This window comes from Streptomyces sp. NPDC046909 (assembly GCF_040644695.1).
GTDB lineage: Bacteria > Actinomycetota > Actinomycetes > Streptomycetales > Streptomycetaceae > Streptomyces.
In genome coordinates, this window is the sequence record NZ_JBEYXC010000002.1 from 852,403 (window position 1) to 873,655 (window position 21,253).

Consider the following 21,253-nt stretch of genomic DNA (forward strand, 5'->3'; position numbering starts at 1 on the left):
CCCGCCCCGGTCCCCGTCTCGTGGAGGTGCGGACACTCAGTGTAGGGACGTGGCCGCTTCTTGTGACTGGTCTGTAGCCATGCCGTAGGGGCGATTTCCGGTCAGCCATTGAGTGGCGAAGTCGACGGCGTCCGTGAGCGGGAACAGTCGGGCGGCGGCCCCGCCGAGAAGCCGGCGCCGAACGACCGGTTCCGCGCGCCGCGCGTCCTCGGCCTCGAAGTCCTCGCCGAGGAACCCGAAGTCACTGTCGTCGAGGTCAACGTCCTTGTAGGGGAGCCAGATTCGCTCGCCGCCGCGAAGCACCCAGCATCCGTACTCCCGGAAGGGCAGTTGCCTGTCGACGAGATACTCGGAGAGGTGGAAGGCGCTGCACACGTCGTAGCCGACACCGAGAAGCAACACCTGTGCCTTGGCTTCGTACAGTCCGGCCAGCGGGGACCGCTCTCCCAGATGACACTCCTCGTCATGCCCTCCGACCAGGTCGGCGGCCCTGAACCCCACCGCGGCGAACGACGTCTGAGGATGCGCACTGCGCTCCGCGTCCGGATGCAGTCGAACCGTCTCCGCGAGCACGCCCATGCCTTCTGAAGGCGTCTTCCCTGGCTCGAACGCCAGCATGCGTTCGTCATAGTCGACTCGCTGCTGTTCGGTCATGCGCCGGGTGGCTTCCAAATAGGCCAGTGACGTCTTGGAGTTGCCGGGGGTGAATGCGGGAACGACCAGCGTTCCCTTGGGACCGAGCACATCGAGCAGAGCCGCCATGACCTCATGAGGCCCGACCCCGACCCAGCGCAGGGAGGCATGCACCAGGAGCACGCCGCCGCGCCTGACACCCATCGCCCGGAGCTGCGCCCGGAGCGAGCGACCGAATCTCACAGGCATCGTCCGATACCGTCGACGAACCGCCGCCCGAGCGAGGTCAGCACGGAGGACGCGGCCAGTTCCGCCCATTGCGCCCGGGTGCGACGGACCGATTCCGGGTCGTGTCGCAGAGCGTCGGTCGCCACTCGCGCGTAAGTGTCGGCGAGCAGCCTGCCGGCGCGCTTGTCCGTCTCGTCGTACAGTTCGCATCTGTCGAGCAGGACGTCCAGCAGGCCGAGCCGGAATCCGCGCACCAGATCGACGGCGACGCGTGCCGGATCGGCGTCGAGGTGGAGACCAAGCGCCGCGAACCCGCCCCCGGGGGTGGCCAGTTCGGGATCGACCGGGTCGGCGAGAGGTGTGATGACGTGGACGCCCTGAGCCATCGCGGAGGCGACTTCGGGCAGGGCTTTGTGGATCAGTGCCCAGGCTTGCGGCAGAACATGTCGCCATTGCTCCGCCTCCTCATCCGTCAGCCGTGCGGAGACCGGGGCGCCGTAGCAGTCCCGGTGCGGGTCGACGTCGTCCAGGGCGACTTCCATGCCCTCGGCGCGGATCCACCGCAGCGGCTCCCATCCAGGGGCCGAGTCGGAGAAGTGAGAATACGTCAAATCCGTTGCTGTGCCATCGCCTTGGACACGAATACGTCCGAGGCCGGGCAGCGCGACGAAGCCGTCGCGCACCGGCACCCTGACCTGACCGACGAGTCCGGTCGGCAGAGCGACAGCGGCCACCAGACAGGCCAGGTCTCCTGGACGGGCCTCGCCGTCGAGACAGCGTGCCGCCCAGGTCCGCGTGTAGGGGTGGGACAACAAGGAATCCAGGAAGTCCCCGCCGGACTGCCCGAGTTCGAGGGCGAGTTCCCAGGCCGAGTCCCACAACTCGCCCTCGTGGAGGCCTCGTTGCTCGTTCAGCATCACCAGCAGTTCGCGGGTGACCTCCCGCCTGGCGCGAACCAGCACCCCCAATGCCGCCCCGTCGTCGGTGCCTTCGGCCAAGGCGTCGAAGCCCTCGATCGGCCGGTGGGCTCCGGCGCCGGTGCGGGCATCGATGCCAAGGACCAATTGCTTGAGGTCAGCACAGAAGACGGACGGGTTGTGAAAGCCCGTTCCGTCACCTCGATACCGGTGGGCGAAGAGCCCACCGCCGCAGGAGCGCACCACGGGGCAGGTGCGGCACTGCTCGGCGAGGTCGTCGATTCCGTGCTGCCTGGCCGTCATCCCGGGATGCCGGGCCACGTCGTCCAGCGAGTGCTGGAACACGTTCATTCCGGTGACGGGCGCTCCGTCGTACGCGGTCTTGAGCGAGTCGGCCTGCTCATAGGTCCCGTCGGTCTCGATCACGACGATGTCGGCCGCCTCCAGCCCCATGGACTCGGTGAGAGCGGGGCCGCCGCCGAGGGTGCTGACCACGGAGTCGAAGAGCCGCACCCGCATGGGACGGCCCTGGTCGTTCCAGCGGTCGTGGGCGGCGAGCAGCCAATCGGCGTACGGCGTGGCGGCACCGTCGGGACGTAAGGGAGGCGTGTCCCAGGTGGCGTGCGGCAGGAGGAAGTCGATGCGCGGGGGATCCGCGGCGGCCAGGGCGTCGTACACGGCGGCCGGGTCGTTGCGCACGTCCACCGTGCAGAGGATCCCGGCGTACAGGTGGCGGTAACGGTCCTGGTTGAGCAGGCCGATCGCCTTGAGCACCTGGTCGTAGCTGCTGCGGCCGTTGGCGAACAACCGATAGCGGTCGTTGGCCGCCCGGTCCCCGTCCAGGGAGATGCCCACGCGCACGTCGAACTCGGCGAAGAGGTCGAGGTGACGTTCACTCAGCTGGACGCCGTTGGTGTGGATCCGCAGATCGAGATCGGCCACTCCGTACAGAGCGGCACGCAGGGTCTCACAGATGTGCCGCAGGCGTACCGGTCCGGCGAGCAGAGGCTCGCCTCCGTGCAGGATCACCTGGACGGAGGCGAGTTGGTGTTCTCGGGCATGCTCGACCAGCCGAAGGGCCACCCGCGAGATGACCTCGTCAGAGATCAATTTGGGCCTGGCGCTCCAGCTTTGGTCGGCATGTTCGTACACATAGCAGTGACGGCAGGCCAGATCGCACCTGCTGTGTACTTTGAGTACGAGTTGCCGCAACGGAACGTGCGGATCATTCACAAGCTATTGATGGTCGTCAGATGCTCGAGTTGAAAGCCGTCCCTGCCTTCTTGCGTACCGCGGGGGACGAGAGGGCCCGGCGCGCACCTCGGGCACTCTTCTGATCATGGCTTGCATCGAGTGCATGATGGCGCGACGCAGGCTCGAAAGATTCGACGGCGATCGCTGACTGCGCACTTGCTCTTGCAGCGAGGCTTGCTTGAATCGTCACGGCGTTCCCTGTTGGAAGCGTGCCCAGAGGGGCAGAGGTGAAAGACCTTCGCCGGAAATTCGGGGAAGGGAGTGTCTCAGACAGAACGCTACCGTTGGTTGAGGTGCTATGGAGCCTTTTCAGCCAGGGTGTGTTCATTTTCCCAGGTCACCAGTGGGGTGTCTGAGACAGAAGTAGCGCGCTCGGGTGACAGGGGCCCGCCCGTCAGGCGTAGAACCGCGACAGACTCTGCAACACCGCCGCCGGCTTCGCCCCGCCCTCGATCTCGATCGTGCCGTCGACGGTGATCTGCACTCCGCCCGCCACGTCCTCGACCTCGGCCAGCTTCCCGACGAGGCGGATGCGGGAACCGACCTTGACCGGGGAAGGGAAACGGACCTTGTTCAGGCCGTAGTTGACCTTTGTCGTGACGCCTTGGACGTCCAACAGCTCGGTGAACAGCGGGATGAAGAGGGAGAGGGTCAGATAGCCGTGGGCGATGGGGGCGCCGAAGGGGCCCTCGGCGGCGCGCTCCGGGTCGACGTGGATCCACTGGTGGTCGCCCGTGGCGTCGGCGAACGTGTTGATGCGCTCCTGCGTGATCTCTATCCACTCGCTGGTGCCGAGGTCGCTGCCCGCAAGCTTCTTGAGTTCGTCGAGGCCGTTCACGGTGATGCTCATGGGGTTCCTTAAATGTTGCCGTACCGGTTGCGGACACGGGACTTGAGGAGTTTTCCGGAGGCGGTGCGCGGCAACTCGTCCGCGATGACCACCGACTTGGGGATCTTGTACTTGGCGAGGCGGCCGGAGAGGGAGGCCAGTACCTCGTCGGGGTCCAGCGACGCGCCCTCGCGGAGTACCACGACCGCGCGCGGCACCTCGCCCCACTTCTCGTCCGGTACGCCGATGACCGCGCACTCGACGATGTCCGGGTGGGAGAGGAGCAGGTCCTCGATCTCGGCCGGGTAGACGTTCTCCCCACCGGAGATGATCATGTCCTTGATGCGGTCGACGATGTACACGTAACCGTCCTCGTCGATCCGCGCCGCGTCCCCGCTGCGGAACCAGCCGTCCGCGAAGGCGGCGGCGGTCTCCTCGGGCAGCCCCCAGTAGCCGGGCATGACGTGGGGTCCGCGGACATGGACCTCGCCGGTCTCGCCGACGTCGGCCGCCCCGAGGTCCGGCCGTACGACGCGTACGTCGCTGAAGAAGTGCGGTACGCCCGCCGAACCCGCCTTGCTGGTCGCGTGCTCCGCGTCCAGGAACAGCGTGCCGGGGCTCGCCTCCGTCATGCCGTAGCCCTGGAGGAAGGTGAGGCCGCGTTCCTGGTAGGCCGCTATCAGCGGCGTGGAGACCGGGGAGCCGCCGCAGGTCAGGATCCGCAGGGAGGAAAGGTCGGCGCCGGCCCAGCGGGGGTGGCGGGCCACCTGCTCGAACATCGTGGGCACGCCGAACATGAAGGTGATCCGGTGCCGTTCGATCAGGTCGAGGGTGGCGGACGGGTCGAAGGCCTCCACCAGGACGCAGGTGCCGCCCTTCAGCAGCACGGGGAGGGTGAGCATGTTCAGGCCCGCCGTGTGGAACAACGGGGCGGAGACCAGGGCGCGTTCGTCGGCGATCAGGTCGGTGTCGACGAGGACGTTGATCGCGTTCCAGGTGAGGTTGGCGTGGGTGAGCATGGCGCCCTTGGGGCGGCCGGTCGTCCCCGAGGTGTACATGATGATGCAGGTGTCGTCGGGGGCGACCGGCTCGTCGATCGGCTCGGCCGGGGCCGACGCCAGCGCCTCCTCGTATTCGGCGCCCACCTCGACGTACGTCCGTACGTCGGTGCTGCCCGGGAGGCCGGCGACGAGCCCCGCGTGCGAGGGGCCGTAGACGAGTGCCTTCGCTCCGGAGTCGGAGAGCTGGTAGGCGATCTCGGGGCCCGCGAGGCGGGTGTTGAGGGGGACGAAGACCGCGCCGAGGGTGCCGGCCGCGAACAGGGTCTCCAGGTAGGAGGGGTGGTTCGGGCCGAGGTAGGCGATGCGGTCGCCGCGCCGGACGCCCCGGGCGCGCAGGGCGTGGGCCAGGCGCGTGGTGCGTGTATGCAATGTACGGTAGTCCGTCGACTGCTCACCGTGGACCAGAGCCGTGCGGTGCGGGGTTTTGCGGGCCCGGCGTGCGGGCCAGGACCCCAGTCCCTCGTTGCGCATGTACGGCCCCTTACGGCTTCGTCAGCCCGAGCAGACGGGCGGCGTTCTCCTTGAGGATCTTCGGCTTGACCTCGTCCTTGATCGACAGCTTCTCGAAGTCGGCGAGCCAGCGGTCGGGGGTGAGGACGGGGAAGTCGGAGCCGAAGAGGACCTTGTCCTTCAGCAGCGTGTTCGCGTACTGGACCAGTTGCGGCGGGAAGTACTTCGGGGACCAGCCGGAGAGGTCGATGTGGACGCCCGGCTTGTGCGTCGCCACCGCGAGGGCCTCGTCCTGCCAGGGGAAGGACGGGTGCGCCAGGATGATCTTGAGGTGCGGGAAGTCGGCCGCCACGTCGTCGACGTGGAGGGGGTTGGAGTACTTCAGCCTGATGCCGCCGCCTCCCGGGACGCCCGCGCCGATGCCCGTCTGGCCCGTGTGGAACAGCGCGATCGTGCCCGTCTCCTCAATGACCTCGTACAGGTCGTACGCCACCGAGCGGTCGTTGGGGAAGAACCCCTGGATGCTGGGGTGGAACTTGAAGCCCTTCACCCCGTACTCCTCGACCAGGCGGCGGGCCTGCTTGACCCCGGCCTTGCCGCGGAAGGGGTCGATGGAGGCGAAGGGGATGAGGACATCGGAGTTGGCGGCGGCCGCCTCGGCGACCTCTTCGTTCGGGACGGGCGCGGTGCCGGTCGCCGATTCCGCGTCCACCGTGAAGATCACGGCGGCCATCTTCCGCTCGCGGTAGTAGGCGGCCGTCTCCTGAAGGGTCGGCTTCCGCTTGCCCTCGACCTTGAAGTAGGCGGAGGACGCGTCGTGCAGGTCGTCGTCCAGGGAGGAGTGGCCCTTGGAGGAGACCTCCGCATGGGTGTGGACGTCGATCGCGACGAGTTCCTCGACGTTGAGGTTCGCCATGGTCACGCCTCCGGAAGCTTCGGGGCCGGGATGCCGACGGACTGGAGTTCGGCGCCGACCGACGTCGGGAAGGCGTCGGCGAGGGTGTCCGGGGTCCAGCCGCCGTCGGCGTACGCCGTCCTGATCTCCTGCGGGTGCGACCAGAGTGCCACCTTGTCGCCACCGATTCCGATGGCCTGACCTGTGATGTTCCGCGCAGCCTCGGAGGCGAGGAAGGGGACGAGGGCCGCGCAGTCCTCGGGGGTGCCGAAGCCCTCGCCCTTGCGGAGGAAGTCGGGGAGCGGCTCGCCGTTCTTCATGGCCTCGATGTACGGGGCGAAGGCGGGGATCGTCTCGGTCATGGCGGTGGCGGCGACCGGCACGATCGCGTTGACGGTGATGCCGGCGCGGCCGAGTTCCATGGACCAGGTGCGGGCGAAGGCGGCGATGCCGGCCTTGGCGGCGGCGTAGTTCGTCTGCCCGAAGTTGCCGCGCTGGCCGGCCGGGGAGCCGACGAGGATCAGGGAGCCGCCCTCGCCCTGCTCGCGCATGCGGATCGCGGCGGCGCGGGCGCAGGTGAAGGTGCCCTTGAGGTGGGTGGCGACGACGGCGTCGAAGTCGTCGTCGGTCATCTTCCACAGCACCTTGTCGCGCAGGATGCCCGCGTTGGTGACCAGGATGTCGATCCGCCCGAACTCCGCGACGGCCCGGTTCACGAGCCGCTCGGCGGCCTCGGTGGTGCCGACGGGGACGACCTCGGCGACGGCCGTGCCGCCCGCCTCGACGATGGACTTCACGGCCGCCTCGGCCACCGCCTCGTCGACGTCGTTGACGACCACGGACGCGCCGTGGGCGGCGAGGGCGTGCGCGTAGGCGAGGCCGAGGCCCCGGCCACTGCCGGTGACGACGGCGACCTTGCCGGAGAGATCGATGCTGGGCACGGGAGGGTCCCTTCACATGGAGTGCGGCTGCTCACACGGGGTGCGGCTGCCCACAGAGGGTGCGGCTTCGAGATCGAAGCTAAGAGCAATAATTGTTGACGTCAATAGTTGTTCATGACCTACGGGTAGGTCATGCTGGAATCTGCACCACAGACCGACCCAGGGAGCCCGCCATCACACGCCAGCACGTCACGAATCCGAACCCGATCGACGCGGACGAGCCATGGATGCGCGGGCTGCACGCCGACACGGGCTATCTGCTGTACCGCCTGGGGCTGCGCTCGGGTCAGCTGTTCAACACGTTTCTTCAGGAGTCGGGGCTGCGACTGCGCCACTACGCGGTGCTGCGCTTTCTCGCCGGTTCCGAGGGCGCGCTCCAGCGGGAGCTGAGCAATCGGCTCGGCTACGACCCGAGCGCAATCGTCGGCCTGGTCGACGATCTGGAGAAGCTGGGATTCGCCGAGCGGCGGCCCTCCCCCGACGACCGCCGCAGCCGGATCGTCGTCCTGACCGAGGACGGCCGCGCGTTCCTGCGCGACACCGACGAGGCGGGCCTGCGCGTCACGAACGAGCTCCTGGACCCGCTGGACGCGGCCGAGCGGGAGGCTCTGCACGGGCTGCTGCTGCGGATCGCGGAGGACGGACTGAACTAATGTTGTGCAAGTTGTTGACGGCAGTGTGAGAGTTGCCTAACTTCACTCGCGTCCCGCACCCCCGCCCCCGCATCGGAAGGGACCCCGTGTTGAGAACCCCCACCGCTCTCGCCGTACTGACCGCCACCCTGTGCGCGGCCACCGCCGTCCCCGCCCAGGCAGCCGCCGCGACAGACACCCATCTCGAAGGCCAACTCCCCTCTGGCGCCAAGTACTTGATGGACGTCCCCGCCGACTGGAACGGCACCGTGCTGCTCTACAGCCACGGCTACCGCCCGGCCGGCGCCCCCGTCTCCGCCCAGAACGCGCCGAGTTCGGCCGTCCTGGCCAAGCTCCTCGCCGAGGGGTACGCGCTCATCGGCTCCTCGTACGCGACGAACGGCTGGGCGATCACCGACGCCGTACCGGACCAACTCGCCACGCTGGACCTGTTCACGGCGAAGTTCGGCAAGGCGCGGGAGAGCATCGCCTGGGGCACGTCGTACGGCGGTTTCGTCACGACGACCCTGGCCGAGCGGTATGCCGACCGCTTCGACGGTTCGCTGTCGATGTGCGGTCTGGTGCAGGGCGGCGTCGCGAACTGGAACAGCACCCTGGACCCGGTGTTCGCGCTGAAGACGCTGCTCGCGCCGGACGCGGACATCCAACTCGCCGGTTTCGCCGACCAGTCGGCCGCCGCCGGCGCCGCGAACGCGCTCTCGGCGAAGGTCACCGACGCCCAGCAGACCCCGGCGGGCCGGGCCCGTATCGCCCTGGCCGCCGCGCTGCACAACATCCCCGGCTACAACGACGCCTCCCAGACCGAGCCCGGCCCCACCGACTGGGCGGCTCAGCAGGCGAACCAGTACGCGGCGGTCTCCGGGCTGCTGGGGCTGCCCGCGTTCAGCTGGCGGCAGGAGGCCGAGAGCCGGGCGGGCGGCAACATGTCGTGGAACACGGGCGTCGACTACACGGCGATGCTCGGCCGCTCCCCGCTGTACAAAGAGGTGACGGAGCTCTACAAGGAAGCGGGGCTGTCCTTGCGCACCGACCTCAAGGCCCTGAACCGGGCACCCCGGATATCCGCCGACGCCGAGGCCGTACGGTGGATGCGGCGGACCAGCGTGCTCTCGGGCCGCCTCACCGACCCCCAGCTGAACATCCACACGACCGGCGACGCGCTGATCCCCGTCCAGGCCGAGAGCGCCTACCGGCGGGCCGCCACCACGGCGGGCTCCGGGCCACTGCTCCGCCAGGCCTACGTCGACGGCCCCGGCCACTGCGCCTTCACCACGGGCGAGATGACCGGCGCCCTGCACACCCTGGAGCACCGCCTGGACACGGGCCGCTGGGACGCCTCACCGGAGGCCCTCAACAGCCGTGCCGCGCAAGAGGATCCGGCGTCCGAGCCGCGTTACGTGAGCTACCGCCCCGCCGCCTACCCCCGCCCGTACGACCTCGCCCACCCGGGAGACGCCCGGCCATGACCGTCCGCTCCGCGCCCGACCGACTGCTGTCCGTGCTCGCCGCGTTCGACCACGAGCATCCGGCCCTGAGCCTGACGGACATCAGCCGGCGGGCCGGGCTGACCCTGACCACCGCACACCGGCTCGTGGGCGCCCTCACCGAGTGGGGCGCCCTGGAGCGGGACGAGTCCGGCGTCTACCACGTCGGACTGCGCCTGTGGGAGCTCGCGGCACTCGCCCCGCGCGGCCTCGCGCTGCGGCAGATCGCGCTGCCGTATCTGGAGGACCTGTACGAAGCCACGCACGAGAACGTCCAGTTGGCGGTGCGGGACGGTGCCGAGGTCGTCTACATCGAGTGGCTGTCGGGGCGTTCCTCGGTCGGCGTCCACATCCGCGTCGGCGCCCGCTGGCCGCTGCACGCCACCGGCGTCGGCCTCGCGCTCCTCGCCTCCGAGTCACCGGAGTTCCAGGAGCGTTACTGCGCGGGCCCGTTGGCCTCCTTCACCCCGTACACCATCACCGACCCGGCCCGGCTGCGCCGGATCCTGGCCGACGTACGGCGCACGGGGGTGGCGGTGAGCGACCGCCAGGTCACCGACGACGCCCTGTCGGTGGCCGCCCCCGTGCGCGGGCCGGGCGGTGCGGTGGTGGCCGCCGTGTCGATCGTGGTGCCTCAAGTCGACGCGCAGGTACCGGTGTTGATACCGGCGGTGCGGGTGGCGGCGCGGGGGATATCGCGGGCGGCGGGGTGGCAGCCTGCGGTCGACGGGCGGCAGTCGACGGTGGGCGGGCGGTCGACGGTCGACAGTCGACGGTAGACAGCCGGTCGACATTCGACGGTCGACGGTAGACACCCGGCCGACAGTCGACAGTAGGGAGCTGGTCGACAGTCGACGGTAGGGAGCTGGTCGACAGTCGACGGTAGACACGCGGCCGACCGTCGACCGTATGCCGTCGCCCGCCCGTCAGCAGCTCGCAGCCATCGCCCGCCCCGCGAACCGGTCCCCCAGCCACGTCACCACATCGTCGATCGCCTGCGGATCCCCGAGCAGATGGTCGCCGGCGTACGACTTCCACCGTGTCGCGATCCCCGCGTCGCAGTACGCCCGGCGGGTGCCGTAGCCGGTCTCGGCGGGGATCACCTCGTCGAGGAGGCCGCGGTACTGGAGTACCGGGAAGCCGATCTCGTAGCGGGCGCCGGAGCCGGGGCGGCCGATGCCGACGCCGAGGCGGTTGCGGTCGACGATCTCGCCCCAGGTGGTGCCGTCGGGGCCGCGCAGGGCGTAGATACGGTCCAGGGAGAGCCGGTCGGCGGTGTAGTTCTCGATGCGGGCGCCGATGAAATGGGCCACCGTGCCGACCGCGCACAGGGACTTGGCCTTGGCCACGGCCTGGCGGCCCTCGTCGTCGAGGAGTTCATCGAAAGGCATCTCGGGGTGGGTGACAGACAGGCCGATGACCGCGTCGACGAGGAATCCGGCGAAGCCGCCGCCGTTGAGCTGGGCGCCGACCTGCCTGAGGTCGCCCGGGACTCCGCCGGAGGCCACGCCGGCCACGTTCAGCTCGGGTGCGTAGGAGGCGGCGAGCTGGGCCGCCCACAGGCTGCCGGAGCCGCCCTCGGAGTAGCCCCACAGGCCGACCTTCGCCGCCGGACTCACCCCGCCGCCCGGCACCTCGGACGCGGCGCGGGCCATGTCCAGGACCGCGTGACCGGCGTCGAGGCCGGAGACGTACGGGTGGACCTGGCCGTCGAGGTAGCCGACGCCGTCCGTCGCGGCGACCGCGTAGCCGGCCTTGAGGAGAGCGGCGATGTTCGGGCCCTCGTAGGCGTCGACCCACTCCCCGGCGAGCTGTTTGGAGAAGGCGCACCGCGGTCCGATGCCGAGTGTGCCGGGGGCGAAGGCGACGAGGGGGCGCTCGCCCGGCCCGGTCCACGGTTCGTCGGGGACGACGACCGTGCCGGCCACGGCGATCGGCCTCCCGTGTCCGTCGGTCGATCCGTACTGGACCTTCCACGCGCGCATCGGTGTGCCGTCGCCGACCAGCGGCAGCGAGTCGACCGTGCGGCAGGCGATGACGGTGCCCGGGGCCGACGGCTGTGCGGGCGGCCGGTAGATCGTGGCGTCGGCGGCGGAGCAGGGCGCCGGTGTCTCGGCCCGGGCGCTGACGGCCGGGACGGCCAGCGCGCCGGCCAGTAATGCGGCGATGCCCAGGAGCAGGGGTTTTCGTGACTTCACCTCAGAGCGTCCCTTCTGTGCGGTGAGAGGGAGCCGTGAGGTTACGGACGCGTAGGTAAGCGCTGGTAGTTAAAGGAGGACGAACCGTGGACGCCGGGTCTGCGCACCGCTGACTAGCCCCGCATATCCCTCTCACCGGCGAGGCCCGCGCGGCGCACCCCTCGCGATACTGGTACGGCCCTTGCCCCGAGGAGCCGCCCATGTCCGCTCAGCCCTGGTTCACTCCGGTCGCCGCCCGGCTGCGTACGACGAATCCGTACGTCGTCGACTCGGCGCTCGCCGCGCTCGTCCTGTTCGCCGCCTCGCTCCAGTGGATCTTCCCGGACGAGGGGGGCGACCGGCTCACCCTGGTGGGCTGGCTGCTCGGCGCGGCCTCGGCGCTGCCCCTGGCGTGGCGGCGGCGCGCGCCGTTCGCGACGGCGTGCGCGGTGTCGGTGGCCACCCCGGTCCAGGCGATCCATCACGCGCCGCCGCCCGACCTGATGTACGGCGGCATGGTGGTCCTGTACACGATGGCCGCCGGCGGCAGACCCTGGCAGCGCCGCTTCATGCTGGTGGGCTGGACGATCGGTGTCACGCTCGTGATGACGCACAAGGAGTCGCCCGAACCCTTCGAGTACGCCTTCCAGTTGCTGAGCGTGGCGCTCGCGTACGCCTTCGGGGTGCTCGCCCGGGTGCAGCGCGCCTACACCGCCGAACTGGAGGACCGGGCACGGCGGTTGGAGCGGGAGCGGGCCGCGGACACCGCGCGGGCGACGGCGCAGGAACGCGCCCGGATCGCCCGGGACATGCACGACATCCTGGCGCACGCCGTGAGCCTGATGGTGGTGCAGGCGGAGGCCGGTCCGGTCGTGGTGCGCAGCGATCCGGCGCGCGCGGAGGCCGCCTTCGACGCGATCGCGGCGGCGGGGCGGGACGCGATGGGGCAGCTGCGGCGAATCCTCGGCGTCCTCAAGGAGGAGCAGCGCAACGGGACTTCACCGCAGCCGGGTCTCGCGGCGCTGCCCGCCCTGCTGCGCGGGGTCGGCGAATCCACCGGCCTGCGCGTCGAGTTGAGGACCACCGGTGAGCCCGGTCCGCTGCCCCCGGACACCGACATCGCCGCCTACCGGGTGATCCAGGAGGCCCTCACCAACACGGTAAAGCACGCGTACGCTGCCTCCGCGACGGTCGAACTCGACTGGACGGAGGAGGCGTTGACGCTGACGGTGACGGACGACGGGCGGGGCCCCGCGGCCCCGGGCGGCGGGCACGGGCTGATCGGGATCCGGGAGCGGGCCGCGGCCTGCGGCGGTGACGCCCGCGCCGGGCGCGGTCCGGACGGCGGCTTCCGGGTCGTCGTACGGCTTCCGGTGGCGGACCGGCAGGCGGCGCTGGGGTGAGCATCCGGGTGGTCGTCGCCGACGACCAGGAACTGGTCCGCAGCGGCTTCAGCATGATCCTGGAGGCGCAGTCCGACATCGAGGTGGTCGCCGAGGCGGGCGACGGCACGGAGGCGGTCGACGCGGTGCGGCGGCACGCGCCCGACGTGCTGCTCCTCGACATCCGGATGCCCGTGATGGACGGGCTGGAGGCGGCCCGGCGGGTGTGCGCGCAGTCCGCGTGCAAGGTCGTCATGCTCACCACGTTCGACCTCGACGAGTACGTGTACGAGGCGCTGTACGCGGGCGCGAGCGGCTTCCTGCTGAAGGACGTGCGCCGGGACGACCTGGTGCACGCGGTGCGGGTGGTCGCGGCCGGCGACTCGCTGCTGGCGCCCGCGGTGACGCGGCGGCTGGTCGCGGACATCGTGCGGCGCCGCCGCGAGGAGGCCGCCGCCGATGTCACCCCGCAGCGCCTGGACGTCCTGACGGCCCGTGAGGTGGAGACGCTGCGGATGCTCGCCCGCGGACTGTCCAACGCGGAGATCGCGACGACGCTGTTCGTGAGCGAGCACACCGTGAAGACCCATGTCAGCAATGTGCTGAGCAAGTTGGGGCTGCGGGACCGGGTGCAGGCGGTGATCTGCGCGTACGAGACCGGCCTGGTGACCCCGGGGGCCGGATAGGCCTGTCCGGCGGATCACGCCTGCGTCGCGGGCCTCAGTCCTTCTCGCCGAGTTCGGTGAAGAGCGTCAACTGCAGGGCGCCCGGGGCCTCCAGCCGGGAGTTGAGGGAGTTCCAGGGGGTGCGGGTCGGTTCGGCGATCACCTCGGCGCCGGCCTCGGCGAGTCTCGCCGTGGCGGCGGTGGAGTCGTCGACCTCGAAGGCGACCCGGACATGTCCGGCCACGCGGCGGCCGACCTCGACCTCGTCGATGAAGGCGGCGTGGTTCGGGTCGGTGATCTCCAGCGTGGCCCGGCCTGCCTCCAGGATGGTGACCCGGCCGTCCGGCGAGGAGAACGCGGCGCGTTCGGGCAGACCGAGGACGTCACGGTAGAAGCGCAGGGCCTCGTCGTAGTCGTCGGCCGTGACGACGAGGCGGAGTTCACGTACTGCGGGCGTGTCGGACATGCGGGCTCCTTCGGGATCATCGGTGTTCACCATGGTCAACTCCGTTACCGGTCCCGTCGATTCCTCCCTCTGAGGAGTGAGCCGCGCCCTCGACTCCCCCGTACGGCTGACCCCTCGAAACCGCTCCCCCCGGCGATCCGGCACCGCCCCTTCCCGCACGAGCCTGAGGGGCATGTCAACCGACGCCTCGCCGGGAGGGACCGTGCTCTCCACACTCGCCCGGACGGCCACGCGCCGTCCGCTCACCGTCATCGCGCTCTGGGTGGTCTTCCTGCTGCTGGGCTTCGGGCTCGGGACGGGTGTGTTCGGCCGCCTGTCGGACAACGTGCCCGAGGTCCCGGGCACCGAGTCGGAGGCGGCCGCGCAGTATCTCGACCGGGTCGACCCCGACGGCGACTCGATCACGGCCGTCGTCGAAGCGACAGCCGTGTCCGATCCGGGAGTTCGGGCCCAGGTCGAGCGGGCCGTCGCCGACGTCCGGGACCTCGCCGGGGTCGCCGCCGTGCCGGATCCGTACGGCACGCCCGGTCTGCTCGCCGAGGACGGACGGGCGCTGATCGTCCCCGTCGCCCTGGAGGGCGGCCTGGACGACGACGCCGAGGAACGGACGGTGAACGACGTCTCCGACCGCTTCGAGAGGATCGACGCGCCCGAAGTCCACGTCAGCGGCGGCCCGTTGCTCGGGCTCCAGATCGGCGAGCGGGCCCAGGAGGACGTCAGGAACGCGGAGTTGATCTCCCTGCCGGTCGTCCTCGCCCTGCTTCTGGTCATCTTCGGCGGGCTGCGCTCGGCCGCCCTGCCCCTCGTCGTCGCGGTCAGCGGCATCGCGGGCGCGTTCCTGGCGCTGTTCCTGTTCAGCGGGGTCACGGACATCTCCGTGTACGCGATCCAGGTCACCACGATGCTGGGGCTCGGACTGGCCGTGGACTACGCCCTGTTGATGCTGGTCCGGTTCCGGGAGGAGCGCCGCAGCACCGAGGACGTCACCGAGGCCGTGCACCGGACCGTCGCCGCGGCCGGGCGGACGGTGCTGTTCTCCGGGCTCACCGTCGCGGTCAGCCTGACCGGGCTGCTGGTCTTCCCGAGCGTGTTCCTGCGCAGCATGGGTCTGGCGGTGGCCGCCGTGGTCGTCGTCGACATGCTGGCCGCGCTCACCCTGCTGCCCGCGCTGCTCACCCGGTTCGGCGGGAGGATCCCGCCGGCGAAGGTACGGGCGGAGGGCGAGGAGGGCCGCGTCTTCGCCCGGCTGGCCCGCTTCTCCGCCCGCAACCGGGTCGCCGTCCTCGCGGTGATCGTCCCGGCCCTGCTGGTGCTGGCGCTGCCGGTCGCCGGGATGCGGATCAACCTGGGCGGCGCCGAGCAGCTGCCGACGAGCACCGAGGCCCGCCAGTTGTACGACACCGTCGACGCCCACTTCCCGCCGGGTACCGGGGTGTCGCCGGTGACGGTCGTCCTGAAGCCGGGCACACGACAGTCGACCGTCGATCGCATACAGTCGCTCAGTCCTCGCGCCGAGACGCGGGACCTGCCCGGCGGCACCACCGTCGTGGAACTGCCACCGCCCGGCAGCGTGGACGGCGACGGGGCCACGGACCTGGTGAAGCGCGTACGGGAGGTGCGGGGCGCCGAGCCGGTGCAGGTCACCGGACCCGCCGCCCGGCTGGTCGACTTCCGCGCGATGCTCGCCGACCGGGCGCCCTGGGCGGCCGTGACGGTCCTCGTCGGCATCTTCGTCCTGCTGTTCGCGTTCACCGGCTCGGTGCTGATCCCGCTGCGGACGATCGCCACGACCCTGCTCAGTCTGGGGGCCGCGCTCGGTGTGGTGGTGTGGGTCTTCCAGGACGGTCATCTGGCCGGGCTGCTGGGCGCGCAGGGGCTGGGATCGCTCAGCCTCACGGCCCCGCCGCTGATCATCGCGATCGCCTTCGGTCTCGCCATGGACTACGAGCTGTTCATCCTGGCCCGGATGCGCGAGGCCCGGCGCCGCACCGGCGACGACCAGGAGGCCGTGGTCACCGGACTGCGCCGCTCGGGCCGCGTCGTCACCTGCGCCGCGCTGCTGCTCGCCGTCGTCTTCGGCGCGTTCATGACGGGCGGCTTCTCCCCGATCCTCCAGATCGGACTGGGGCTCACCCTCGCGGTGCTGATCGACGCCACCGTCGTACGGATGCTGCTGGTCCCGGCGACGATGGCGCTGCTGGGACGACGGGCGTGGTGGGCGCCGAAGCCGCTGCGGCGGGCGCACGACCGGTTCGGGCTGAGCGAGGGGGCCGAGCCGGAGCCGCAGGTGCCGATGAACGCCTGAGGGCGCCCGGCGCCGAGGGGACCCGGTCGGGGGCCGGGTCCCCTCGGACCGCGTCCTCACAGGAATCTCAGGAAACGGCCCGGGGTTTCAAAGGATCAGCAAATCTGCGCGGCGCAGGATGCACCCGGAAAAGGTGGATATCCCAGGAAGGCCTGCCGTGGGCGTCTCGCACATATCGAACCGTTCCGACCAGTCGTCGGAGAGGTGGTCGCGGCGCGGGGTGCTCACCGTGCTGGGCGTGGTCCCGGCCGCGGTGCTCACCGGGTGCAGCGGGTCGGCGGATGCCTCGGAGGGGGCGAAGTCGTCGGCGTCGGCGTCGGCGTCGGCGAAGGCCGTGGCGACGAAGAAGCCGGTCGTGTCGGTGAATCCGGCCGACGGTACGAAGAAGGCCGCGTTCACCAGTCCCGTCGAGGTCACCGTGACCGACGGCACGCTCGCCTCCGTCGAGGTCACCGGGAACGACGGCTCCACGCTGGCCGGCACGTACAACGACGCGAAGACCTCGTGGACGTCGACGGAGAATCCGTACTCGGGCACGAAGTACACGGTCACGGCACAGGCCGAGGGCGGTGACGCCGAGACCGCGACCTTCACCACCAAGTCTCCCGGCGAGACCTTCGTCGGCTACTTCACCCCCGAGGCCGGTTCGACCTCCGGTGTCGGCATGCCCGTGTCGATCAACTTCACGCACGCCGTGTCCGACAAGGCCGCCGTCGAGAAGGCGATCACCGTCACCGCCGACCCCGCTGTCGAGGTGGTCGGCCACTGGTTCAGCGACACCCGGCTCGACTTCCGGCCGGAGACGTACTGGGCGGCGGGTACGACGATCACCCTCGGTCTGCGGTTGAAGGACGTCGAAGGACAGGATGGTGTATACGGTATCCAGTCGAAGGACGTCACCTTCCACATCGGCCGCGAGCAGATCACCACGGTCGACCTGGCCACCAAGGAGATGACCGTGAAGCGGGACGGGGCGACCTACGCCACCTACCCCGTCTCCGGCGGCGACTCCGACCACACCACCTGGTCCGGGATCATGGTGATCAGCGAGCGGTTCAAGGAGACCCGGATGGAGTCCTCCACGGTCGGCCTCGGCGACGAGTACGACATCTCCGACGTCCCCCACGCCCAGCGCCTCACCACCTCCGGCACCTTCATCCACGGCAACTACTGGGCGTCCACCTCGGTCTTCGGCAGCCAGAACACCAGCCACGGCTGCGTCGGCCTGCACGACGCGAAGGGCGCGAACGACAGCTCGGTCGCGGGCTACAAGTTCTACAAGTCCTCGATGCTCGGCGACGTCGTCATCGTGAAGAACTCCGGCGAGAAGACGGTCGATCCGGCCAACGGCCTCAACGGCTGGAACCTGTCCTGGGCGGAGTGGAAGGCGGGCAGCGCGCTGTAGGACCGGTCAGGGCGGGGACGCCTCGGGCTCCGGGAAGACCCGGGCGACGGCCGCGGTACGGCTGGAGACGTCGAGCTTGCGGAAGATGTTCTCCAGGTGCTTGCGGATCGTGCTCGGTGAGACCACGAACTGCCCCGCGATGCCCTCGGTCCCGAGCCCGTTGGCCACGGCCAGCAGCACGTCGAGTTCGCGCGGGGTGAGCCGCACGGGCTCGCGCCGCCGCCGGGCCGCCTCGTGGTAGACGGCGTGAAGGTGCGGGCGCAGCAGTTGAAGGGTCAGCCGGTCGCGATCGCTGAACGGCCGGTCGCGATCACGGGACACGGAGTACATGCGGATGCGCCCGGGCGCGGTCGGCAGGGCGACGACCATCATGGCGACGAAGGGCCGCATGTAGTCCGTGTACAGCGCGGTGTCACGGAACTCCCGGGTCGGCATGTAGTCCGTCAACTGGCCGACATCCAGGTGCCCGTGGCTGCGCTCCACGTCCACACAGTGCGGGTGCTGGTGCTTCCAGAGCCACCACACCTCGTCGTCCCACTCCGGGTACGGGCCGCCGTACTGCACCGCTTGGTAGCCCAGTCCCCGGCGGGTGGGGAGGTCGACCTCGCTGAACTCCACCAGGTCGCAGGAGATCAGGCGCCCCAGCCCTTCGAGGAGGGAGTAGGGCGGGAACTCGTCGGATTCGTCGTGCCGTGCCTCGTCGACGACGTCGAGCATCAGCCGCAGATGGCATTCGGTGACGGAGTGCCGGCTCATGACGCCCCCACTTCTCCGGGACCCGGTCCGACGGTACGCCTGTCGGCGCCCCCGGGCGGCGACCTCTCGGCACATTCATGCCTTCATGGGGTGAACTCGCCCGCCCGCCAAGTACTTTCACGGTTACACCTCTTGACGACCGCAGTGGCCGAGAGCACATTGACCCCACCCTGAGAGCGCTCTCAAGGACTCTCGGGGCACCCGCGCACCTCACTCCGTACCCGAGAGGCACACCCCATGAGTGCACCCTCCGGAACATCCAGACGCCGCCGGACCCTCATCGCCGTGCTCGCCACGCTCGGCCTGGCGGCCGCCGTCGCGTCGGCCGCCACCCTGCCTGCGAACGCCTCCGCGCCGACGCCGCCCAGCGGCTGGACGCAGGTCTTCGTGGACGACTTCAACGGCTCCGCCGGAACCGGCGTCAACACCTCCAACTGGCAGTACGCGACCGGGACTTCATATCCCGGCGGTCCCGCCAACTGGGGTACCGGCGAGGTCGAGACGATGACGAACAGCACCTCCAATGTCTCGCTCGACGGCAATGGCAATCTCCGTATCACCCCGGTCCGCGACTCGGCGGGGAACTGGACGTCCGGCCGTATCGAGACCAACCGGACCGACTTCCAGCCCCCGTCCGGCGGGAAGCTGCGCGTGGAGGCGCGGATCCAGATGCCCAACGTGACCGGGACGGCGGCCGAGGGCTACTGGCCGGCGTTCTGGATGCTGGGCGCGCCGTACCGGGGCAACTACCAGAACTGGCCCAGCGTCGGCGAGTTGGACATCATGGAGAACGTCCAGGGCCTCAACCGCGTGTGGGCCACGGTGCACTGCGGCACCAGCCCCGGCGGGCCGTGCAACGAGACGACCGGCATCGGCAACAACACGACGTGTCCCGGCTCGACCTGCCAGGCGGCGTTCCACACCTACACCATGGAGTGGGACCGCTCGGTGAGCCCGGAGACCATCCGCTTCTCCGTCGACGGCACCCAGTTCCACTCGGTCAACGCCTCCCAGGTGGACGCCACGACCTGGTCCAACGCCACCAACCACGGCTTCTTCATCATCCTCAACGTGGCGATGGGCGGCGGCTTCCCGGACGCGTACGGGGGCGGGCTCGACTCCGGCACCCAGTCCGGCGTTCCGATGACCGTCGACTACGTCCAGGTGCTGTCGGCAAGTGGGAGCGGTACCACGCCCCCGCCGACCGGCAGCCGTGACGCCTACAGCACCATCCAGGCCGAGTCCTACGACAGCCAGTCCGGCGTCACCACGGAGACCACCACGGACACCGGCGGCGGCTCGGACATCGGCTACCTCGCCAACGGCGACTGGGCCCTGTACAAGGGCGTCAACTTCGGCTCCACGGCGGCGACCCAGTTCAACGCCCGGGTGGCGAGCGGTGCGGCGAGCGGAGTGAGCGGCCTGGTCCAGGTACGCCTCGACAGCGCGACCGCCACCCCGATCGGCAGCTTCTCGATCGCCAACACCGGCGGCTGGCAGACCTGGAGGACCGTCCCGGCCAACATCAGCTCGGTCACCGGCACGCACGACGTCTATCTCACCTTCAGCAGCGGCCAGTCGGCGGACTTCGTCAACGTCAACTGGTTCACCTTCGGGCACTGAGGCGTGAGTCGGCGACGCTGGGCGGCTTGACCTTGACGTATGGGTCAACGCCTAGCGTCGCCGCCATGACGACTTCCTCCTCTCCTTTCCGTCCATACGCTCCCTCCTCCAACTCCCGTACGGGACTGGAGATCCACCTCGCGTCCCGTCCGAGCGGACTGCCCACCCCCGACGACTTCCGGCTCGCCGAGGTCCCGGTGCCGGATCCGGCGCCCGGCCAAGTGCTGGTCCGCAACCTGTACATGTCGCTCGACCCCGGCATGGTGCTGCTGACGGCGGAGCACCCCGGCGTGCCCGCGCCCCGCTACGAACTCGGCGAGGTGCTGTACGGGGACGCCGTCGGCGAGGTCGTCGCCTCCGCCGAACCGTCCCTGGCGGAGGGCGACTTGGTGGCCCACCGGCTCGGCTGGCGGGAGTACGCCGTGGCCGGGGCAGAGGCCTTCCGCAAGGTCGACAGGACCGCCTATCCGAACCCCTCCCTGCACTTCGGCTTCGGTCTCGTCGCCTACGCCGGACTCCTGCGCGTGGCCGAACTCAAGCCCGGCGACACGGTGTTCGTCTCCAGCGCGGCCGGCGCCATCGGCGGCCTCGCGGGTCAGATCGCCCGTCTCATGGGCGCGGCCCGGGTGATCGGCAGCGCCGGTTCGGCGGAGAAGGTCCGGTACCTCACCGAGCGGCTCGGCTTCGACGCGGCCTTCGACCATCACGAGGGGCCCGTCCTGGACCGGCTGCGCGAGGCCGCCCCCGACGGCATCGACGTGTACTTCGACAATGTCGGCGGCGAGCAACTGCGGGCCGCGATCGAGGTGATGAACCCGCACGGCCGGATCGCCGTGTGCGGGGCACTCGCCCGGCAGAGCACCGGCCGCCCCGACGAAGGCCCTGGCGACCTGCTGACCGTCGTCGGCAAGCGGCTGACCCTCCGCGGCTTCACCGTCCGCGACCACATGGACCTGGCGGCCGAGTTCGGCGAACTGTTCCGGGACCGGCTGCGCGAGGGCTCCCTCGTCTACGACGAGACGGTGATCGACGGGCTGCGGAACGCGCCCCGCGCCCTGATCGATCTCGTGCGCGGCGCGTACACCGGGAAGACCGTGGTACGGCTGGGCGGTTGACGCCCAGGACAGCC

General features: G+C 70.2%; 19 protein-coding genes. 9 read left to right on the forward strand and 10 right to left on the reverse strand.

Annotation, left to right across the window (positions count from 1 at the left end):
* Positions 1 to 36: 36 nt before the first annotated feature.
* From ABZ928_RS08090 to ABZ928_RS08115, 6 genes are all read right to left on the reverse strand, one after another.
* Positions 37 to 882: an AAC(3) family N-acetyltransferase gene (locus ABZ928_RS08090; protein ID WP_361515938.1), complete on the reverse strand. Its 846-nt coding sequence runs from the start codon at positions 880 to 882 to the stop codon at positions 37 to 39.
* Positions 873 to 3,011, reverse strand: a complete 2,139-nt coding sequence (locus ABZ928_RS08095) for an FxsB family cyclophane-forming radical SAM/SPASM peptide maturase (RefSeq protein WP_361515940.1) — start codon at positions 3,009 to 3,011, stop codon at positions 873 to 875. The genes ABZ928_RS08090 and ABZ928_RS08095 overlap by 10 nt, the downstream gene beginning before the upstream one ends.
* A 415-nt stretch (positions 3,012 to 3,426) precedes the next feature.
* Positions 3,427 to 3,882, reverse strand: a complete 456-nt coding sequence (locus ABZ928_RS08100) for a MaoC family dehydratase (RefSeq protein ID WP_361515941.1) — start codon at positions 3,880 to 3,882, stop codon at positions 3,427 to 3,429.
* An 8-nt stretch (positions 3,883 to 3,890) separates the two neighbouring features.
* Positions 3,891 to 5,393 (reverse strand): o-succinylbenzoate--CoA ligase, encoded by a 1,503-nt coding sequence (gene menE / locus ABZ928_RS08105; protein WP_361515943.1) that lies wholly within the window; start codon positions 5,391 to 5,393, stop codon positions 3,891 to 3,893.
* A gap of 10 nt (positions 5,394 to 5,403) precedes the next feature.
* Positions 5,404 to 6,288, reverse strand: coding sequence for an amidohydrolase family protein (locus ABZ928_RS08110; protein ID WP_361515944.1), 885 nt, complete (start codon positions 6,286 to 6,288; stop codon positions 5,404 to 5,406).
* Between the two features lie 2 nt (positions 6,289 to 6,290).
* The gene (locus ABZ928_RS08115) at positions 6,291 to 7,208 is read right to left on the reverse strand and encodes an SDR family oxidoreductase (protein ID WP_361515946.1); all 918 of its coding nucleotides are present in this window, start codon (positions 7,206 to 7,208) and stop codon (positions 6,291 to 6,293) included.
* Between the two features lie 227 nt (positions 7,209 to 7,435).
* On the opposite strand from ABZ928_RS08115, the gene ABZ928_RS08120 reads away from it, so the two are divergent.
* The 3 genes from ABZ928_RS08120 (at position 7,436) to ABZ928_RS08130 (ending at position 10,124) form a co-directional block, all read left to right on the forward strand.
* Positions 7,436 to 7,861 (forward strand): MarR family transcriptional regulator, encoded by a 426-nt coding sequence (locus ABZ928_RS08120; protein WP_361515948.1) that lies wholly within the window; start codon positions 7,436 to 7,438, stop codon positions 7,859 to 7,861.
* Between the two features lie 89 nt (positions 7,862 to 7,950).
* Complete coding sequence (locus ABZ928_RS08125) at positions 7,951 to 9,327, forward strand: alpha/beta fold hydrolase (RefSeq protein WP_361515949.1); 1,377 nt, start codon at positions 7,951 to 7,953, stop codon at positions 9,325 to 9,327.
* On the forward strand, positions 9,324 to 10,124 hold the full coding sequence (locus tag ABZ928_RS08130; RefSeq protein WP_361515951.1) for an IclR family transcriptional regulator: 801 nt from the start codon (positions 9,324 to 9,326) through the stop codon (positions 10,122 to 10,124). The genes ABZ928_RS08125 and ABZ928_RS08130 overlap by 4 nt, the downstream gene beginning before the upstream one ends.
* 147 nt (positions 10,125 to 10,271) lie before the next feature.
* Here the strand turns inward: ABZ928_RS08130 and ABZ928_RS08135 are convergent, their stop codons facing one another.
* Positions 10,272 to 11,543 (reverse strand): lipase family protein, encoded by a 1,272-nt coding sequence (locus ABZ928_RS08135; RefSeq protein ID WP_361515952.1) that lies wholly within the window; start codon positions 11,541 to 11,543, stop codon positions 10,272 to 10,274.
* A gap of 200 nt (positions 11,544 to 11,743) precedes the next feature.
* Between ABZ928_RS08135 and ABZ928_RS08140 the strand changes: the two genes are divergently transcribed.
* Both ABZ928_RS08140 and ABZ928_RS08145 read left to right on the forward strand, forming a co-directional pair.
* On the forward strand, positions 11,744 to 12,925 hold the full coding sequence (locus ABZ928_RS08140) for a histidine kinase (RefSeq protein WP_361515953.1): 1,182 nt from the start codon (positions 11,744 to 11,746) through the stop codon (positions 12,923 to 12,925).
* Positions 12,922 to 13,590, forward strand: coding sequence for a response regulator transcription factor (locus ABZ928_RS08145; protein ID WP_361515955.1), 669 nt, complete (start codon positions 12,922 to 12,924; stop codon positions 13,588 to 13,590). The genes ABZ928_RS08140 and ABZ928_RS08145 overlap by 4 nt, the downstream gene beginning before the upstream one ends.
* Before the next feature lie 34 nt (positions 13,591 to 13,624).
* Here ABZ928_RS08145 and ABZ928_RS08150 read toward each other — a convergent pair whose 3' ends face one another.
* Positions 13,625 to 14,035: a VOC family protein gene (locus ABZ928_RS08150; protein ID WP_361515956.1), complete on the reverse strand. Its 411-nt coding sequence runs from the start codon at positions 14,033 to 14,035 to the stop codon at positions 13,625 to 13,627.
* Positions 14,036 to 14,237: 202 nt separating this feature from the next.
* Here ABZ928_RS08150 and ABZ928_RS08155 point away from each other — a divergent pair, with 202 nt between their 5' ends.
* Positions 14,238 to 16,340: an MMPL family transporter gene (locus ABZ928_RS08155; RefSeq protein WP_361516162.1), complete on the forward strand. Its 2,103-nt coding sequence runs from the start codon at positions 14,238 to 14,240 to the stop codon at positions 16,338 to 16,340.
* Positions 16,341 to 16,427: 87 nt separating this feature from the next.
* On the opposite strand, the gene ABZ928_RS08160 is transcribed toward ABZ928_RS08155, so the two are convergent.
* Positions 16,428 to 16,772 (reverse strand): hypothetical protein, encoded by a 345-nt coding sequence (locus tag ABZ928_RS08160; protein ID WP_361516176.1) that lies wholly within the window; start codon positions 16,770 to 16,772, stop codon positions 16,428 to 16,430.
* On the opposite strand from ABZ928_RS08160, the gene ABZ928_RS08165 reads away from it, so the two are divergent.
* Positions 16,702 to 17,745 (forward strand): Ig-like domain-containing protein, encoded by a 1,044-nt coding sequence (locus ABZ928_RS08165; RefSeq protein WP_361516164.1) that lies wholly within the window; start codon positions 16,702 to 16,704, stop codon positions 17,743 to 17,745. The genes ABZ928_RS08160 and ABZ928_RS08165 overlap by 71 nt on opposite strands.
* Positions 17,746 to 17,751: 6 nt before the next feature.
* Here the strand turns inward: ABZ928_RS08165 and ABZ928_RS08170 are convergent, their stop codons facing one another.
* Complete coding sequence (locus ABZ928_RS08170; protein ID WP_361515958.1) at positions 17,752 to 18,501, reverse strand: helix-turn-helix transcriptional regulator; 750 nt, start codon at positions 18,499 to 18,501, stop codon at positions 17,752 to 17,754.
* 237 nt (positions 18,502 to 18,738) lie between these two features.
* Here ABZ928_RS08170 and ABZ928_RS08175 point away from each other — a divergent pair, with 237 nt between their 5' ends.
* Positions 18,739 to 20,124: a glycoside hydrolase family 16 protein gene (locus tag ABZ928_RS08175; protein WP_361515959.1), complete on the forward strand. Its 1,386-nt coding sequence runs from the start codon at positions 18,739 to 18,741 to the stop codon at positions 20,122 to 20,124.
* 65 nt (positions 20,125 to 20,189) lie between these two features.
* Positions 20,190 to 21,239 carry an NADP-dependent oxidoreductase gene (locus ABZ928_RS08180; RefSeq protein WP_361515960.1) on the forward strand — a complete coding sequence of 350 codons (1,050 nt, stop codon included), beginning with the start codon at positions 20,190 to 20,192 and terminating at the stop codon, positions 21,237 to 21,239.
* Positions 21,240 to 21,253 lie beyond the last annotated feature (14 nt).